Source organism: Selenomonas sp. AB3002, from assembly GCF_000702545.1.
GTDB lineage: Bacteria > Bacillota > Negativicutes > Selenomonadales > Selenomonadaceae > Selenomonas_B > Selenomonas_B ruminantium_A.
Map to the genome: position 1 here is coordinate 2,034,628 of NZ_JNIO01000008.1, position 18,119 is coordinate 2,052,746.

18 protein-coding genes are annotated in these 18,119 nt (G+C 53.3%); all 18 read right to left on the reverse strand.

Annotation, left to right across the window (positions count from 1 at the left end):
* Window positions 1–2 precede the first annotated feature (2 nt).
* The 18 genes from glf to P159_RS0117735 all read right to left on the reverse strand — a co-directional run bounded on the left by glf (window position 3) and on the right by P159_RS0117735 (window position 18,097).
* Complete coding sequence (gene glf, locus P159_RS0117650; RefSeq protein WP_318253623.1) at window positions 3–1,103, reverse strand: UDP-galactopyranose mutase; 1,101 nt, start codon at window positions 1,101–1,103, stop codon at window positions 3–5.
* 10 nt (window positions 1,104–1,113) lie between these two features.
* Window positions 1,114–2,103, reverse strand: coding sequence for an O-antigen ligase family protein (locus P159_RS0117655; RefSeq protein WP_185753785.1), 990 nt, complete (start codon window positions 2,101–2,103; stop codon window positions 1,114–1,116).
* 259 nt (window positions 2,104–2,362) lie between these two features.
* Entirely contained in the window at window positions 2,363–4,033 is a 1,671-nt protein-coding gene (locus P159_RS0117660) for a DUF6056 family protein (protein ID WP_037377088.1), read from the reverse strand.
* Between the two features lie 3 nt (window positions 4,034–4,036).
* Window positions 4,037–5,026, reverse strand: coding sequence for a glycosyltransferase family 2 protein (locus P159_RS0117665; RefSeq protein ID WP_029546223.1), 990 nt, complete (start codon window positions 5,024–5,026; stop codon window positions 4,037–4,039).
* 10 nt (window positions 5,027–5,036) lie between these two features.
* On the reverse strand, window positions 5,037–5,882 hold the full coding sequence (locus tag P159_RS0117670; RefSeq protein ID WP_029546225.1) for a ChbG/HpnK family deacetylase: 846 nt from the start codon (window positions 5,880–5,882) through the stop codon (window positions 5,037–5,039).
* 5 nt (window positions 5,883–5,887) lie between these two features.
* Window positions 5,888–6,802, reverse strand: coding sequence for a VirK/YbjX family protein (locus P159_RS0117675; protein WP_185753786.1), 915 nt, complete (start codon window positions 6,800–6,802; stop codon window positions 5,888–5,890).
* Window positions 6,802–7,590: a glycosyltransferase family 2 protein gene (locus P159_RS0117680; protein ID WP_029546229.1), complete on the reverse strand. Its 789-nt coding sequence runs from the start codon at window positions 7,588–7,590 to the stop codon at window positions 6,802–6,804. The genes P159_RS0117675 and P159_RS0117680 overlap by 1 nt, the downstream gene beginning before the upstream one ends.
* A gap of 2 nt (window positions 7,591–7,592) precedes the next feature.
* Window positions 7,593–8,735 (reverse strand): glycosyltransferase, encoded by a 1,143-nt coding sequence (locus tag P159_RS0117685; protein WP_029546231.1) that lies wholly within the window; start codon window positions 8,733–8,735, stop codon window positions 7,593–7,595.
* A gap of 1 nt (window position 8,736) precedes the next feature.
* Window positions 8,737–9,801 carry a lipopolysaccharide heptosyltransferase II gene (waaF, locus tag P159_RS0117690; RefSeq protein WP_029546233.1) on the reverse strand — a complete coding sequence of 355 codons (1,065 nt, stop codon included), beginning with the start codon at window positions 9,799–9,801 and terminating at the stop codon, window positions 8,737–8,739.
* A gap of 46 nt (window positions 9,802–9,847) precedes the next feature.
* A complete protein-coding gene (locus P159_RS0117695; RefSeq protein WP_029546234.1) occupies window positions 9,848–10,240 on the reverse strand; it encodes a GtrA family protein in 393 nt (130 codons plus the stop codon).
* A 63-nt stretch (window positions 10,241–10,303) separates the two neighbouring features.
* Window positions 10,304–10,816 (reverse strand): HAD family hydrolase, encoded by a 513-nt coding sequence (locus P159_RS0117700; RefSeq protein ID WP_029546236.1) that lies wholly within the window; start codon window positions 10,814–10,816, stop codon window positions 10,304–10,306.
* Window positions 10,806–11,777, reverse strand: a complete 972-nt coding sequence (gene rfaD / locus P159_RS0117705; protein ID WP_029546238.1) for an ADP-glyceromanno-heptose 6-epimerase — start codon at window positions 11,775–11,777, stop codon at window positions 10,806–10,808. The genes P159_RS0117700 and rfaD overlap by 11 nt, the downstream gene beginning before the upstream one ends.
* A 24-nt stretch (window positions 11,778–11,801) precedes the next feature.
* Window positions 11,802–12,788: a D-glycero-beta-D-manno-heptose-7-phosphate kinase gene (gene rfaE1 / locus P159_RS0117710; RefSeq protein WP_029546240.1), complete on the reverse strand. Its 987-nt coding sequence runs from the start codon at window positions 12,786–12,788 to the stop codon at window positions 11,802–11,804.
* 38 nt (window positions 12,789–12,826) lie between these two features.
* Complete coding sequence (locus P159_RS0117715; protein ID WP_029546242.1) at window positions 12,827–13,963, reverse strand: glycosyltransferase family 9 protein; 1,137 nt, start codon at window positions 13,961–13,963, stop codon at window positions 12,827–12,829.
* 24 nt (window positions 13,964–13,987) lie between these two features.
* Complete coding sequence (gene rfaE2, locus P159_RS0117720; protein ID WP_080706047.1) at window positions 13,988–14,461, reverse strand: D-glycero-beta-D-manno-heptose 1-phosphate adenylyltransferase; 474 nt, start codon at window positions 14,459–14,461, stop codon at window positions 13,988–13,990.
* Window positions 14,462–14,483: 22 nt separating this feature from the next.
* Window positions 14,484–15,473, reverse strand: a complete 990-nt coding sequence (locus tag P159_RS0117725) for a PfkB family carbohydrate kinase (RefSeq protein ID WP_029546245.1) — start codon at window positions 15,471–15,473, stop codon at window positions 14,484–14,486.
* 15 nt (window positions 15,474–15,488) lie between these two features.
* Window positions 15,489–17,042, reverse strand: coding sequence for a hypothetical protein (locus P159_RS0117730; RefSeq protein WP_051650449.1), 1,554 nt, complete (start codon window positions 17,040–17,042; stop codon window positions 15,489–15,491).
* Window positions 17,043–17,176: 134 nt separating this feature from the next.
* Window positions 17,177–18,097: a hypothetical protein gene (locus P159_RS0117735; protein ID WP_029546249.1), complete on the reverse strand. Its 921-nt coding sequence runs from the start codon at window positions 18,095–18,097 to the stop codon at window positions 17,177–17,179.
* Window positions 18,098–18,119: the final 22 nt, after the last annotated feature.

Consider the following 18,119-nt stretch of genomic DNA (forward strand, 5'->3'; position numbering starts at 1 on the left):
TATCAAACTTCCTTGCCTGCGCGCTCCAGAGCGCTCTTGATAACATCATCCATATCATAATACTTGTACTCTGCCAGGCGGCCGCCAAAGATGACATTGGCCTCCTTTTCAGCCAGCTCTGCATACTGCTGATAAAGCGCCTGATTCTTGTCATTGTTCACCGGGTAGTAGGCTTCCTCACCGGGCTGCCAGTCAGCAGGATACTCACGGGTCACATAGGTGACGGGCTGGGTTCCGAACTCGAAGTGCTTGTGCTCGATGATGCGGGTATAGGGCACCTCACGGGCGGTGTAGTTCATCACAGCCACTCCCTGATGGTTCTCCTCCTCCAAGCGCTCCGTCTCAAATTTCAGCCCCCTATACTCCAAACGGCCCAGCTGGTAGTCAAAGTATTCGTCAATGGGGCCGGTATAAACGATTTTCTTTGCCAACTGGCTGTACTTGTCCCTATCCTGCAGGAAATCAGTATCAAGACGCACCTCAATGCCCTCCAGCAGTGCGTCTATAAGCTTGTTGTAACCCCCCACGGGAATCCCCTGATAGCGGTCATTGAAATAATTGTTGTCAAAGGTGTAACGCACAGGCAGCCTCTTGATGATAAAGGCGGGCAATTCCGTGCAGGAACGCCCCCACTGCTTTTCCGTATAGCCCTTGATAAGCTTTTCATAGACCGTGCGACCAATGAGGGAAATGGCCTGCTCCTCAAGGTTCTGAGGCTCCGCGATGCACGCCTCCTTCCGCTCGGCTTCAATCTTCGCCGCCACCTCAGCGGGAGTGTGAACTTCAGGCCAGAGCTTGGTAAAAGTGTTCATATTGAAGGGCAAATTGTAAAGTTCCCCACGGAAATTAGCCACAGGGCTGTTCACATAATTGTTGAACTCCACAAAGCTATTCACGTACTCCCACACCTCCTTGTAGGAAGTATGGAAGATATGAGCGCCGTACTGATGGACATTGATGCCATCCTTTTCCTCACAATACACATTGCCTCCCGCATGGCTCCTGCGCTCCAGCACCAGGCAGGACTTGCCCTTCTTCTTCATTTCATGAGCAAAGACCGCGCCGAACAGGCCACTGCCAACAATCAAATAATCGTACATCATCTACATCCTCCTATTCCAACATATCCGTTTCCACTATCTTATCTGCCACCAGAGACATACCCATCAACATCCAAAACTCCCGCATGATAGGTACATCGATGAAGTTCGTGTCCGTCAGCCCTTCTAAATGGATACCTGTGAATATCAGCAACCCCATCAGTGCAAATGACATACCGTCTTTTCTGCTCTGCTGGCGGTATGCCATGATAAGCCTGCTAAGCAAATAGGCATTGATGGCCAGGAAAGCAAGACCGCCCAGAATGCCTCCTTCTGCGAAGCGCTTCAGTATATTATTGTGAGGATGGGTATGGCCTGAACGGGGCTCTCCCTCTGTGGGCCTTTCTACAGCCTGTGGGGGAATATAGTGGTAATTGTACGCCTGCACGTACTCATCCGGCCCAATGCCGGTTAGGGGATAATCTCTGAGCATCTCAAGGGCAGCATGCCACATGTAAAGGCGTTCGCTGTTGCTGGTATATTTCATATCCTGGATGGACATGATCCGCTGCTGCAAGGCAGGGGAATTCGCAGCGGTCAGCCCCACTGCCAGGCAAACGCAGGAAAATATCACTATCAGTTTTTTCCTTGTCCCCTTAGCCATGGCCAGGTAGATGATGCTCGTCAGAAAGAAGGCAATCCAGCCGCCACGGGTATAACTGGCAAACAGAGCAACAATGGAAAAAGCACACAGGCCCAGGAACACTTTCCGCCAGAGGGGTGAAAAAAGCTCCTTCTGCGCACAGCACCACAGGGCAGGAATTGCCATGAGCATATGACTGGCCAGGAAAGTTGGAGAATTTAGCATGCCGGTAGCTCTGGGCAAATCCTTGCCAAAAAACTGCCAGACTGCCACAGCATCAGTAATGAATACAGATGCAAACAGAGCAATCATCAGGCCTTTGACCTGCCCGATTTTTTTTATCCCCATCATCACAAAGAACAGGGGAAAAGTACGATAAAATGTGGCGAACACATCTTTCAGACTGATCAGTGGTTCCATGGAAAAAAACGCAATAAATGTCCATAACAGGAAATAAATAACAATGATTTTCCACAATTGCCGATCCACCTGCGGCCAGGCCTGCTCACGCAGCCTGTGCAACAGCACCAGCAGCGTCCCCAGAACAATCGCCGCGGATGTAGCAGCCGGAGAAATATTGGAGCCCAAGGCCAATAATATCAGTATATAATACATTGCCTGCGCATATCTGCCCTGCAATTCCATTGAAATAATCCTTTCTTACCCCATTTTTTTGCTCTTATCGTCCAGCCTCGGCCTCAACCTTGATATCCTCGATGCCGTAATATCTGCAGAGCCCCTTCTTCGTAACAGTATTGTCAAAGTCAACAAAGAAGACATGGCGCAGGGCACGATTCTTCAAAGGTATAGGTTCCATATAAGCGACCGGATCCCCCTTGGCGGCGGTGTCCTGCACAATGGCTATGCGGTCGGCGTTTTCCTGCTTCATGGTATAGGTAACCCACAAGGCTGCCGACAGGGTAAAAAGTCCCAGCCCTGCCGTCCCTGCCAACAGCACTTTCCGTGCAGGCATTACCAGCCGCGCGCTGATCAGAGGCTCCCTCAGGATGGATACCATGGCGATGATGATCATGGCCACCGAGCTGAAAGTAGCCCGGGCTGGGAAGGTAGGCGCCGCCACCATGACAAAGTTATTGGCAAGGGCCAGAGCCAGCAGAAAGCCCGCATAGCGGACAGACTGAAATGACTGCCAAACCTCCCGGGCCTTCACCTTGTCCGCCAGCAGGTGGATAACCTGAGAGGACAGCCCCAGCTGCTTCTTCACCAAAGCATAGACAAAGAAGATGGTCAGCCAGTAAATGGCCATTTCATCAAAGCCTTCAAAGAGATGGTTGAAATGGTCAAGGGTTTTCTGCTTGGTCAGCCCCAGAGGCACCATCACTGCAGCATACAAAATGTCCCGTATAGTCCAGGCCACGAAGCTGCCATTGAAATATGACACCACCAACAGGAGGATAAAACCCAGCAGCAACCACTGCCCCCGGCTAAGTTTCCTCCGTCCCTGCTCAATTGAAAAACCTTGCTGCTCAGCCAGGACAAGCTTGAACACCCGCCAGGCGCAAAGCAGCATCAGCACCATGGGCAGTATGTAAAGCAGCATCTCCCCATTGCCTGCAAACTGATTGCCTATATGACTTAGAACACCCTTGCCACTGCCCTGCTCATCATAGCGTACGAAATTGCCTGGCGCTGCTACAATGCCTATAAGGCCCAGCAAAGCCCCCAGAGAGCCGGCAGGCATCCAGAGAGGCAGCCCTCCCTGACGGTGGAAATACCAGCTGATGGCGGCAGTCAGCCAGACCACCGTCACCGCCAGATTTTCCACCGACCATCCGGCAATGATTCCCAACAGGAACATGGGCAGCAGCAGCCAGCCGCCAAGGGCTGACCGGCCTTTGGACAGGGAGATATTATACGGCAGCAGGAAAAGGGCTGCCGGCACGGCCGACCACAGATAAACGGTGGAGCCGCTTTTCCAGACAGCCACCTCCCCGAAGTGAGGGAAGGAAAGCCAGGCCAGAAAAGCCGTCACAGCCAGGATAGCCGGTTCCCGCCCCAGCTCTGCGGAGCGACGGGCGTGGCAGAAAAGCAACAAAACCAGTGCCGTGAACATCAGAGCATTGGCTATATCAAACCAGAACTTGCCTAGCCACAGGAAAAGATCCAGGCAGAAGACTGTAAACATGCGCCCCCCATGCAGGAAATAATGCCTGTAGGCTGACTGCACTACATCCTGAAAAGAAGCGATATGCTCCGAGGTCATCCAGATCAGTGAATAGTCGTAGTCATCACGATGCAACGGCATCAGCTCATTCAATATGAACATGATCAGGAAAATCCCTGCCATGACCAACAGATTCTGAAACAAAGAGTTCTTGCTTTGGGACAAATCTTACACTCCCCTATCATCCTGTGCCCGGGCGGGCTTGTCCCCGGGACTGCAGTACGTCATCTTTTTCCCATTGTATTCGTCCACCAGATAGATGGGCCTTTGCTTGCTCTCGGTAAACACCCTTCCCAGGTATTCGCCAATGATTCCCAGTGAAAGCAGCTGCACGCCCCCCAAAAACAGCACTACGGTAATAAGTGTGGGATATCCCGCCACCGGGTCCCCATAGCACAGGGCATTGAAAAGCACCCAGCACATATAGAAGATGGCCAGCAGGGAGACCCCCATGCCCAGCATGGTGGTCAGCCTCAGAGGCGCTGTGGTGAAGGAGGTCAGTCCCTCCACCGCCAGATTGCAGAGCCGCAGGAAGTTCCAGGTGGTATGCCCCGCTGCCCGGGGACGCACATGGAAGGGGATTTCTTTCTTGCGGTAACCCACCCAGGTGAACATGCCTTTGGTGTAGCGCTGATTCTCACGCATCATACGCAGGGCGGCCACACAGCGCTTGTCCAGAAGGCGGAAGTCACCTACATCCCTCTGCACCTTGTAATCGGCAAAGAATTGCAGACTGCGGTAAAAGATATTGGACATATGACGCTTGAACCAGGTCTCATCCGTGCGATCCGTGCGCTTGGCACAGACATCATCATAGCCCTTATGCCACCAAGCTATCATCTCGGGCACCAGCTCCGGGGGATGCTGCAAATCAGCATCCATGATGATGACAGCATCCCCCTCTGCATAGTCAAGGCCGGCCAGCATGGCCGCTTCCTTGCCGAAATTCCGGGATAGGCTGATATAACTTACAGATTCATTCTGTCTCGACATCTCCTGCAACAAAGCCAGGGTATCATCCGTGCTGCCATCGTTGATGAACAGATAGGCAAATTCACAATCCGCAACATCTTTCAATACACTGGATACTTCGGTATGAAATTTTTCTACTACCTCCTGCTCATTGTAGCAGGGGACCACAATCGTTATTTTTTCCATCCCAGTCTCCTCAATCTGCCAAAGCGCGGAAATTCACGATTTCCACCTGCTCCGAAGCCGCCAGCTCCCGAAGGGCTGGCGACAGGATAGCCGCCAGCTCCGCCTCGAAATCGTGCTCCCAGGCACAGGCCGGCACCAGCACCTTGTTATCCAGTCCCGGATGCATCATGACCTCCGTAGTCCCCGGCTGCAACTGTCGGACAATATCCAGCAGATATGCTTCTGACACGGCTTCCCCTGCCACGATGCCTGCAAAATGCTCCGGCGTGGCAAGCCCCTTTCTCCCTGCCTTGAAAGCCGACACGCGGGCCAGTGTGCCCAGCCCCAGCCGGCCAATAAGCTGTCCAAGGCCGCCAAATTCACCGCTGAAAAGGGGACTGCGTGGCGTGCGCACCGCCCTGATACCAGCAGCCTTCGCCAGCCTCAGCACTATATCGATGATGCCCGGCAGGGTGTGCATATGCTGATGGCTGTCTGCATGAGTAAGCGCAAGACCTGACTGCTGAAGCTTCTGAAGCTGCGCCGCAAGTTCTGCGCGCACTTCTTCAAAATTCACCTTGCCCAGGGCATAGCGTTTTACAAACACTGTATAGTCGTCATAAAAAACGCCCTCTGCCGTCACCAGAGAGGGAATCTCTGCAGGCGGCAGCACGGGAAAGCCATTGACCAAAGTAAAGTGGATGCCAACACCCAGCTCCTCGTGGCGTTTTGCCACCGCCACTGCCGAAGCAAAGGCCCGTCCCCCCGGCATAATTGTAGCCGAGCGCAGGCAACCTTCGGCTACCCCCTTCTCCACCGCCTGATTGATAAGTTCATGGCGGCCAAAATCATCGGCATTGACAATTAAACGTTTCACATTCTTCATCCAATCTTGCCTAACAATATCTCCATATTTTCGCCAATCTTTTCATCTATCTCATCCAGCAGGGCAAACCGCTTGCGGTAGACCGCCCTTTTCCTGGTAGGCACTTCCTCCATGGTTTTGCGGGTCTCTGTCAGGGGCAGGCTGTCAAACCTTGCATCCTCAGTTTTTTCCCCGCCAGCCTCCAGCCAGAAGTCGCTGAAGCTGGTCTTCAGCTTGCGGTTGGCCCTCACATGGTTCATGGCATAGTAGCCTTCATTGGTGACGCCGTACATACGCTCCACCCCCATACCCCTGGCCACGGCCTGCAGCATATAGAGAATGAGGTTCTTGGTGCGGTAGCCATGAAAGGCCTTGGTCATGCGCTTGATAAGGTCACGGGCTTCCTCCATATTCGGCCCCTGCAAGGCGCCTATGTAAAGGCTGTCACGCCCCTCATCATCCTTGGCAAACCAAAACATAATCTGGTAGATATGCTCCTGCCCCAGGTTCAGCTCCAAGGAAAGCAGCCCTTCCTTCCTCTGGCCCGCCTCTGTGCAAAGCACCGCCTGCAATGCCTGACCCTCGAAATCCCCCTGCCACACGCAGAAGCCTTGCTTATGGACATCCCCCAGATTGAGGAAGTGTTCCTCCGTCACCCTGGACTGCAAAAAGGCAAAATGCTCCCTTACCAGCTTTGACCTGGTGGCAAAGGTGGAGCCTTTGTAGAAAAAGGCCCTGGTAGCCTGTTCTATGGGGTATGGATTAGCCTCTATAAGCTGGCACCGCAACGGGTCGGACTGGAACCAGTTGTATAACTCCTTTATGCCCCGGCTGTGAAGAAAAGCCCGGGCGCAGAAAATAACGTATCGACGCTTCTCCCGGGGATTGTCCATATCGTATATCTGATGACCCAGTTGCCTGATTTCTTTCATCAATGCTCATCACCTACATGTCCATTGGATTTATCCAGATAGTATAGCCTCACATACTTGGCCATGGTGTAGAAGTAGTGGAAAGAGGCCAGTACAAAACCAATAACCCCGTCACGCCAGCCACCACGCAGGAAAAACATGCGAAAAGAAGCCCAGAAAGGGTGCAGCACAAAATCCCAAAGATGGGCACGCTTGCCCTGTTCATGCATTTTTTTCGCCGCCAAATCCGTATACACATTGAATTTGTTGAAATAATGCTGCCAATCCCTGTAGGGATAGTGTACCACATACAAGTCAGCAGGAAGATGCTTTTCCTCACATTCATGGCAGATTTGCTGATGAACCAGCCCTTTGACATAGGTGCCTTTTTTGGGCAGCAGCCTTACCACATAATCCGGAAACCAGCCTCCGTGCCTCAGGGGCTTTTCCCAAAAATAGTTGAGACGTGCATGGCAGTATGCATAGCGGCGGTCATCCGCCTTCACCAGTTCCTGCAACTTCTCAGCCAGCCTGGGGGTGACCCGTTCATCAGAGTCAAGTATATATATCCACTCACAGCTTGCCTGGGCGATGGCAAAGGTCTGCTGTGCTCCCCAGTCGCCATTCAAAGCCCGTGTGACCACCCGTGCTCCCATCTCCCTGGCAATCTCCGGAGTCCTATCAGTGCTGTTGTCATCTATGACTACAATTTCAGCCGCCCATTGGACACTTGCCAGGCAGTCACCAATATTTTTTTCCTCATTCTTGGCCAGTATCAGCACAGATACCGGGGTCTTTGACTCTGCCATCTTTACTCCTCGATGATTTTTTCTATGCGCCTTGCAAATGCGGCAGGAGAATACGTCTCTGACGCAGACTGAAGCCCCGTCTCGTATTCGCCCTGCCTATCACCATAACCATTTATAAACTCCGTCAGCACCCGCTGCAAATCAGCCAAATCCCCACTACGAAAAGTCTCCCCCACCTTGAAGGACTCAAAGACCTCAGGGTTCATATCGTCACTGGCAATCACTGGTTTCTTGAAGCCCAGGGCCGTAAAGAGCATACCACCCCAATGATAGCGGTAGCGCGGCGCAGAGTAGGGCAACAACAATACGTCAATGCCGGCAATAGCTTCCTGCCACTCCCTGCCAATCAGGCCCTTATGGAGGAACTTTATGCTTTCTTCACCACGGTAACGGGCTATGATGCGCTCAAAGTCTTCCGAATCTTCCGGGTGCATAGTGGCCCCCTGCACCAAAAGGCGCACTTCCCGTGTGAACTGCCCTTTGGCCCTCAGATAAACTTCCAGGAAATCCTCCAGCTTCTTTTCCCGGCGGTACTGGCCGAAAAAACCAATGGTCAGGGGAGCTTCTATCTTCTTGGGGCAATAATCTATGAGGTCCCTCGGCGTATAAGTTGGGGGATATATATAACGGATATTTTCCCTCGTCTCCCCAAAGATGTCCTGCCCGAAGGTCAGAACCACAGGGCGGATATTCCTGCAGTCTGCCAGCTGCCCGGCTGCCTTGAGGAACCTGGGAGCCTCGCCGGGATTGATGCCATGGAGGATAAACACTATGGGCACAGGAGATTTCCTGAGGCTGCTCCGGCGGACAGCCCTAAGGTAGCGATAGGTAGAGGTGGGCACTATCAGTGCGTCAAAGGCGCCCCCCTCTGCCAATTTCCTGAGTTGGCTATACCAGCCCAGGCGGCGCTGTTCCCGTTTCAAGGCGTACCAGATTTTTTTCAGCCCCCTGACACCGCTGTAGGATACAACTTCTCCTTGCAGATAATGCACCGGCACCTGATAGTCAAAACTGAACTCGAATCCCTCCGGCACATAGAAGCTGACCTCATGGCCTGACTGCTGGAATTCTTCCACCAGAATGCGGTCAAAATCAACCTCATGACCACCGGGGGTCATAATATTTTCAAAAATGGCCAGCCTCAAGTCAGCCCCCCCCTTGTAAAAGTTCCCGGCACTCCCTCAGCACCGCCTCCGGTGCTATATTCCAAAGGCATTTGGGCTTGGGCCAGCTGGGACATTCCTCCGTCCGCACAGTGCAAGGGCAGCACTCCTCCCTGCTGGTAAGCACCCTGGCCTTCTCATTGATGGGATGCCAACGGTCAGGGCTGGTGCAGCCATACATGACCACCATGGGAATCTGGCAGGCAGCAGCAATATGGCCGCCCCCCGTATCCACAGAGACCAGAAGGTCAGAAGCCTTGAAGAGTGCCGCCAGTTCCACCAGATTGGTCTCCCCGCAGAAATTGGCTACGGGCACCGGGCAGGCAGCAATCACCTCATCGGCATAAGTCCTGTCCCCCGGACCGCCGGTGACAAAGAATGAGGCCTTGTATTCTGAGGCCAGCTTCTCCACCACTTGAGCAAAATACTCCTTGGGCCAGGTTTTCAGGGGGAAAGTGCCCTTGACGCAAAGAGCAATGATTTTCTCTGCCTGGGGCAGTTTTTCCAGCAGCTCTTTCGCCCGTTCCTGTGCCTCCGGCGTAATGCGGGCGAAGACAGGCTCTTCCCGCTCCTCTGCACCTTGCCCAGTAAGTCCCCGGACGATATTCTGGTAGGTATCTGCCTGCAGGGTCTTGTCCAGATCATAGTCAATGTCCACAGTCCTGGTGTAGAGCCAGGTCACCCTGCTTTTCTTGGGACCAAAGACACGGCTGGGCCCCACCCGCTCGGGTATGCGGGCCAAAAAGGCCAGCAGCGCCGGCCGCAGTTTCCTGTCCAGTGAGATGCTCAGGTCAAACTGGCGTTTTTTCAAGTCTTTGGCCATGGCCCGCATCTGCCCCCAGGAATTTTCCTTGGGCTTGTAGTCAAAGACCATAACCTCATCAATAACGGGGTTATTTTCCACGGCCTGCCGCACCACCGGCTTTACCAGCATGGTAATGCGGGCTTCTGGATACGCCTTTTTTAGCAGGGCTATAGCCCCCGTGGTCAGCACCACATCCCCCAGGTTCACCAGGGCATTTACCAGGATATTCTTGTACTGCTTCATAAAGTTCCTGTCCCAGCCCATGCAGCAGGGAGCAGATTCACTCCTTCTAATCCATCTTAAGTGCATATCTTTTCAGAACGAAGTTCCAAATGGTGACAATCACTGCCGCCAAGAGCTTGGCGGCCATATAATAAATTCCCAGTATATCCACGAAGGTGTACATGCAAAGCTGATTGATGCCCAGCCCCGCCACGCTGGAACCGAAAAAGATAGACATTGCCTTGAGGCTCTGCTTCTTGCTGCCATCAGCAAAGACCCACACACGGCATAGCCAGTAATTCACCAAAAGGGAGATGATGAAGGCGACGGCAGAGGAATACAGGTAATGAAAGCCTGCCCACTCCGTCAGTGCATACAGGCAGGCCAACTCCAAAAGCAGGCAGCCCCCACCTGCAACTACAAATCTTATTACTTCCGCAATACTTTTACGTCTTTCCAAAAAAGCACTTCCTCAGATGACCTGGTTTCCCGTCATAAATCAATAGGAGCAGCTGTCTGCTCATCATATATACTGCTTCAACAATTCCAGTAAGCTGCCGCCTTCATAGAGCACGCCGCGAATGCCGGCCCCTTCTCCGCAAGTTACGTCTCTGGGACTATCCCCGACCATCAGGGATTTTTCCATGTCTATGTCAAAATCCCTGCAAGCCTGCTCAATGAGACCGCTCTTGGGCTTGCGGCAGGAACATTCCTGGCGGTACTCCGGCACTACGGCCTCCGGGTGGTGGGGGCAGTAGTAAAAGGCATCAATATGTGCCCCTACGCCAGCAAGCTCCTCATTCATGTACCCGTGAAGCTCCTTTACTGCCTCTTCCCCAAACATGCCCCGGGCCACGCCACTCTGATTGGTGACGACAATGGCCAGATAACCTCTGTCATTGACGTATTTCACGGCCTCCCTGGCTCCGGGCATCCACTGAAGCTTTTCCTGCTCATGAAGATAGCCCGTATCCACATTCAAGGTGCCGTCCCGGTCGAAAAAAACGGCAGGAATTTTACCTTTTTTATTTTCCATACTCAAAATAGCCACCCTGGTCAAGGAAATCGCAATACTCCTTCACAGCTTCCTTCATGTCATAGAAGCCTTCATCATAACCTGCTTCCAGCAGATGGGTGGGATCAGACTCGGTGAAGTTCTGGTACTTGCCACGCAGCACCTCCGGGAACTCACGGTACTCGATCCTGCCCTTGCCCAAAGCTTCGATGACAGCTTCTGCCACTTCATTATAGGTATGAGCCTTGCCTGTGCCGCAGTTGTAGATGCCGGAGGGACCCTCTTGCTCCCAGAACCAGAGGTTCACCTTCACCACGTCCTTGACATAGACGAAATCACGACGCTGCTCGCCATCCTTATATCCATCGATGCCCTTGAAGAGGCGGGCCACACCAGTCTCATTGACCTGATTGTAAAGCTGGTAGAAGATGGAAGCCATCTTGCCCTTGTGGTGCTCCTGAGGACCGTAGACGTTGAAGTATTTCAGCCCTACAATCTGGCTCTTGGCCTCAGGCATCACCTGACGCACATAACGGTCAAAGGCCAGCTTGGAGAAAGCATAGGGGTTCAGGGCATCCTCGCACTCGTCCCCTTCCCGGAAGCCATTTTTGCCGCTGCCATAAGTAGAAGCAGAGGACGCATAAAGGAAGGGAATGCGGTGCTGGAGGCAGAAGTGCAGCACAGACTTGCTGTACTCGTAGTTCACCTTCATCATGTAGTTCACATCATATTCCATGGTGTCGGAGCAGGCCCCCTCATGGAAGACCGCATCAATGTCCGTGCCATCGAAATCATCGTCCTCGATGGTCTGGAGGAAATCATCCTTGTGCTGGTAGTCGATGAACTGGAGACCGCGAAGGTTCTTGTAGTTGCTGCCATCCTTCAGGTCATCCACAATGAGAATGTCCGTGCGTCCCCTGCGATTGAGCTCTTTGACAATATTGCTGCCGATAAAACCGGCACCACCTGTTACGATAATCATTTATATTCTCCCCCCCGCAGTTGTTTACATAAGTTCTTTCAATACAGCCAGGAGTTCCTCCTGGCTCACAGCATAAGTACCAAGTTTCGCCACTACCACACTGGCAGCCAGATTAGCCAGGAAGGCGCCGTCATTTGCCTTCAGCCCTCCCGCCAGAGCCATAGCAAAGACGGCTATCACCGTATCGCCGGCACCTGATACATCGAACACATCCTGTGCTCTGGTGGGAATGTGCTCCGTATCTGTTTCCCGCACCAGGCTCATGCCCTTTTCCGAACGGGTGACAATGACATTCTTCAGCTTATACTTGCGCATGATGTAGTGGGCGGCTCTCTCCACCTGAGCGTCCTCGTTCTTGATCTTGTCAATGATGATCTCATTGACTTCCTTCACATTGGGCGTAATGTAGTCAGCCTGGGCGTATTTCAGCCAGTTGATGCCCTTGGGATCCACCACCACGGGCACACCATGGTCATGGCAGGCCTTGATGATCATCTGGCAGGCCGCCTCCGTGCAGGCTCCTTTGCCATAGTCAGAGATAATAACTGCATCCAGGCTCTCGGAGAGCTTCTGTTCTATGTAGTTCTGCAGCCGGGCCGCATAGTGGGCCTCAATGGGCTCATCTTCCTCGAAGTCCAGACGAAGCATCTGCTGATGCCCGCCAATAACTCTGAGCTTGGTAGTGGTGGGCCTGTCCGTAGTGACCAGCCCCTTGTAGTCGATGCCCCTGGCAGTCAGTTTGCCCAAAAGGCTTTCACAATGGTAATCATCCCCCACATAGCCTGCCAGGGAGGTCTGACACCCCAGGCGGGCCAGGTTGTGTGCCACGTTGGCAGCGCCGCCCAGAGTTTCTTTCTCGCTGGTAACATGGGTGATAGGGACAGGTGCTTCAGGAGAAATCCTTGTAACCTCACCATAGTAATACTTGTCCAGCATTACATCCCCTACTACCAGAATCTTGCATTTTGAGGTTCTCTCTGCTACGAAATCATATAGAGTCTGTATGTCCATCAGCTATTGCCTCTCTTTCCCTTGGAAAAAATATCCCCTTACGAGGGAGCAATACCATTTCCCAAATCTATGACCCGGCATTTGTAATCTCCGGGGTGAAGGGGCAGCTTATAGGCAGGCGCCCCGCCGAATTTCTCCAGCAGCTCATCCACATATTCCATCACTGTCTCCACGGGAATGTTCTTCATGCAGGCCATATGCTCCGCCCCCTCCTTGGGGCACTCGTGAATACGGCAGGGGTGGCAGGCTTCCGGGGTCTTCACCAAAACATCCTTGCCATCATAGGGGTAGAAACCTGTCACAGGAGAAGAACCAAACATGGTGACAATGGGCACATTCATGGCCACCCCCACGTGCATGGGGCCGGAATCAGTAGTGAGGAAGAGACAGCAACGCCTGAGCAGCCCTGCCAGCACCCCCAGGCTCACCTTGCCGGTGAAGACCTTGAGGTGATCGCTTTCTCTTTCCTCCATATCGTCAATACAGCTTTCCACCAAATCTATATCCATGGGACCACCAAAGAAGGCCACATGATAGCCCCGCTTTATCAGGCGGTCAGCGCACTGGGCAAAATATTCCTTGATCCACCGCTTAGTAAGCCAGCTGGCGCCAATGTTGAAAGCAACTACCTTGGCCTCTTGGGTGAAAGTCTCCTGCCAGAGGCGGTCAGCCTTGTGCTGTGCCGCTTCGGGGATAGTCATTTCCAGCCCCGCATCGTCGATCTTTTCGACTCCCAGGAACTTCCTCAGCACATCAAAATGGGCCTCCACCTGATGCTTGATGAAGTGCTCATTGGCCATAACCCCGTCAAACAACAGGGAGAACCCCGGCTTGGCATAACCCACTATCTGCCCGCCCCCGGAAAAGGCGGCCAAGGCCGAAGCCCTCTCGTTGCGGTGCAGGTTGATGACCAGGTCATAATGCCTGGCCCGCACTTTCATGATGAACTTGCAGAAGGCAAGCGGGTGATTGTCCTCCCCTTTTTTATCCAGCAGCAGGCACTCATCCAGGTGGGGATTGTACTCCACCAGATCCCTGAGCTTCTTGTCCGCCAGCAGGGTAATCCTGGCCTGAGGATAGTTGGCCCTGAGGGTGCGGAGCACTGGCGTTACCAGCATCAGATCCCCCAGGTGCATCAAATTGATGACCAGAATATTCCTGTACTCTTTCAGCATCTCTTTCCCCTTACTCTCCCTGGCTCAGCAGCCCTTGTCTTCTGATATTTTCCTGATGACATTGGTGGTGGAACGCCCCTCCACCATCTTTACGAAATGCACGCTACCACCGTAGGACTGCACTATTTTAGCCTCCGGCAGGGTATCCAGCGTATAATCGCCCCCCTTGACATAGACAGCGGGGCGCACCTTGGCTATGAGGCTTTCAGCGGTCTGTTCCCCAAAGAGCACCACATAATCCACGGACTTCAAGGCGCCCACTACCTCTGCCCTGTCAAGCTCGCTGTTGATGGGGCGCGTGGGCCCCTTCAGCCTTCTCACGGACTCATCAGAATTAAGGCCCAGCACCAGGCAGTCTCCTTGGGCACGGGCCTCCTGCAAATAACGCACATGGCCCGCATGGAGAATGTCAAAACAGCCATTGGTGAATACCACCTTCTGACCTGCCTCCCTGAGGGCCGCGCAAAAATCTTCTATTCTCTCAGCCGGTATCAGCACTTGTATACCTTCTTTCAAAATCCTATCGTTCCACGGCCCGCCGCAATTCCTCGACAGACACCGTGGCCGTGCCCAATTTCCGCACGGCTATGCCGGAGGCGATATTGCTGAGCTCGGCTGCCTTTTCAGGGCTGATGCCGGCAGCCAGCGCCAGAATCACCGTAGCCACACAGGTATCACCTGCACCTGACACATCGTAGACCTCGCTCTTATCGGACACTGGGATCACATGGACAGCCCCGTCTTTTTCCACCAGGATCATGCCCAATTCCCCGCGGGTCACCAGCACACCTTCAGCAGAAAGCTCTGCCAGGAGCTCCTGGGCAGCCTCAATGACCGCTCCTTCATCCGACAGGCTCCTGCCCACAGCAGCGGCGAGCTCCGCATCATTCTGCTTCACATAGCCAATGCCCTTGAAGCTCTTCACATCATAGCGGGAATCAACCATGGTGGGAATGCCGTGCTCCCTGGCATATTTAATAAGTGCCTTCCGCAGTTTCGGCGTCACCGTGCCAGAACCGTAGTCGCTGAGGACAATGCCCTGCATCTGCGGCAAAACAGATTTGATATATTTCAAAAGTTCTTTTTCATGTGCTTCGGTAAGAGGCTCATGGCACTCCTTGTCCACCCGCACAATCTGCTGGCTGACGGTAGCCCGTCCTCCGGCAATAATGCGTGTCTTGGAAATGGTGGGACGCGCTTCATCTGTAAGCAGGCCCTCAATATGGGCACCGTTCTTCTGCAGCACTTCCTTCAGGCCCTCCCCGCCGCTGTCATGGCCCAGGAGACCCACAGCAAAGACGCTTCCTCCCAAGGTGGCAATATTGTTTACCACATTGGCAGCGCCACCTGCCACAATGACCTCTTTCTGCTGCTCCAGCACCAGCACCGGTGCCTCCCTGGAAATGCGGGAAATCGTGCCCTGAAGGTAAATATCTGCCACCACATCTCCCAAAACCAGGATGCGGCGCCCCTCCAGTTCATCCAATATAGAAAGCAATTCCTCTTTCATTTGCTGCTACCTCTCTTACCAGGGTGTGAACTGCCACCTGAACTTGACGGAATCCTTTTCATCCCTGTAATGCCTGTACTGAATGACAAATTGCGAGCAATGCATGTCATGGAACCAATAGCAGTCCATCTTGTTGAATTTGAAGGCTCCATCGTCCATATTATAAGACGTACCCACCACAAAGCGATCCCTGTCACTGGCCTGGTAACTGATGCCAGCCCGGAACTGGCGGGTAAAATCATTTACACCGTAGTCAAAAAGGCTGGTTTCCTTGCTGTTCTTGGAATAGGCATAGGTGGCGTACATGGCCCAGCGTGAATCAAATTCCTTCACTGTGGACAGGCTCCAGCTGAGACCATCCAACTTGGAATGATCATACGACTCTCGGGTGATGGAGTAGGTGATGCTGGGGCTGATGTACCAGCCTCCTCCAAGGAAAATCGGATCCCGGCTGAGGGTCAGTCCATAGTACCTGTGGGTACTGGTAATGTCGTTCTCCTTCTTGTGCCAGCGCCCCCACTCCACGTCAAAAGAATAATTCAGATGAGTCTTGCCCAAGGGACGGGCATACTTATAGACAAAGCTGGGTTCCTTCTTGATCCACTTGTCATCGCTGTCCTCGTAGCTGCCATAGCGCAACTCATAACTGGCGTTGCGGTTGTACCAGCCAATCTGTCCGTTGCTCTTGAGGCCCTCCTTGGTATTGGCATACAAATGAGCCTGGCCTTCCACATTCTTGAAAAGCGGCAAGCTGAAATCCTGGGATATCCACACCCCGTCATCCTTTGAATAGCCCACTCTGGGCAGTTCCAAATCGTTTTCTTTCTTCTTCAGATCCACTACATGGCTTTTCTTGGTGAATAAACAGGCATTCTTAAGCCAGGTGCCCACATGCTCCATGACAATCTTGTCGTTAGGATAAATGGTCATCTTCCTGGCACTAAGGTGGTAGTCAGGGCTCTTGGCCCCACACTTGGTAGAGGTGCCATCATAGACCACAATCCTGTCCGGGTAGAATTCAAAGCGCTTGCCCGTCACATACTGATGGTCAACCTTGCCTCTGGCCTCTCCCATAGTGCCCAGCTTGGTGCGATAGTTGTAAACTGTATTCACGCCGTCCAAAATCACCCGGCTCTGACCGGGAGTGAGCTGCAACATGTGTGCCTTGCCCGGTATCTCGATGTCATTAGTCTTAAGGTTGCCCTGCACCGGACCATCCGGGGCATCAAACTGATGGGCGTCAAGCTGGATGGCGTGCACCTTCCCCTTGGCCACAAATTCCCCTGTTTCCTCATTATAAGTGAGGTCATCCCCTTCAAAGGCCATAGGAGAAGCCTTAGTGGGGTCAACGGGATGACGCAGGTTTTCTGCCATTTCCTGAGTATCTGCCAGAAGCTTCTGCTGCTCATCCGTCAGCATATTTTCCCGCTCCAGACGGCGGCGGTTCTCGATGAAATCCAAGGCATCAGCCCCAGTCTCCGTGGTGGCCTTGTACATAGCCGTGGCCTGTGGAGGCAGCAGGGCAAGAAGCGACAAAAATGCCGCACAGGCTCTCCCTTTATTCTTCATGGAATGCTTCCTCTCTGTCTAAATAATCCTATCTCATATAGTACAACATCTGCAGTCTTTACGCAAATATATCATACATCAAGGGCCCCCCAGTCACCCCTGGGAGGCCCTTGCGTCCTCAGCTCTGCTTTAGCTTATTCTGCCACCGTGGCCACACCGTAGAGGCTTTCCTCATTTTCGGTCTGGATGTATAGTTCCGTGCCCTCCGGCAGGTCTATGTTCTTGCCCTTGACAAAGGCACCGCCAATGACGCCGATGGGGCCCAGAAGCAGCATGCCTGCCACGCTGGCACCTGCGGCCATAGCCAGATGCTTCATTTCCTTCTTGGACTCTTCACCCACATAGGTGTCAACTTCCGTGCCATCGATGGACTTGGTCTTGTTGAAGTCAATCTGCACCTCGGCGCTGCGGCCGAAGTTCTTGGCCTGGCGCACCTTCTCCACGACGCCTTCCCCAGGCTCGCCCTTGGCAAAGATCAGGCTGCCGTCCACCACTACATCTTCAGCCACCTGATAGTGGATAATATCGCCAGCTTTCAGATTCTTGGCATTCACCCTGTCCACCAGCGCCACCTTGATGAGGGTGCTGGCAGGCACCTGCACTTTCTCCATAGGCAAAGTTTCTGCCCCGAAGGAAGCCTTGCCCAACTGCTCAGCACGGGCCTTGAAGGTGCCTTCCCCGGTCTTGCCCAAAAGACCAAGCTCCATATCAGCCAAGCGGGTCTCCACAGGCTTCATGCTCACTTTGTGGTCAATATTCCACTCGATGGCATTGAGCCTGGCCATCAGGGAAGGGCCGGAGCCATTGGTGTAGAGTTCCCTGTAGAGAGCATCCACCCTGGCCATCAGGCTGCCAGAGCGATGGCTGCCATCGTAATCCTTTTCCAGCTTGTTGAGCCTGTCCATGACGGCTCCTGTCTGCTCACTGCCGTAGGTGTCCTCCTCCATGAGGGCCAGCTTACCCTGTACTGTCTCAGGCACAGCAGCTGCCGCCATGCCCATAGTCGTAATGAGCAGGGCTGCCGTCAAGAGCAGGCTGATAATCTTCTTTCCCATGGTAATTCCTCCATTTCTCAGG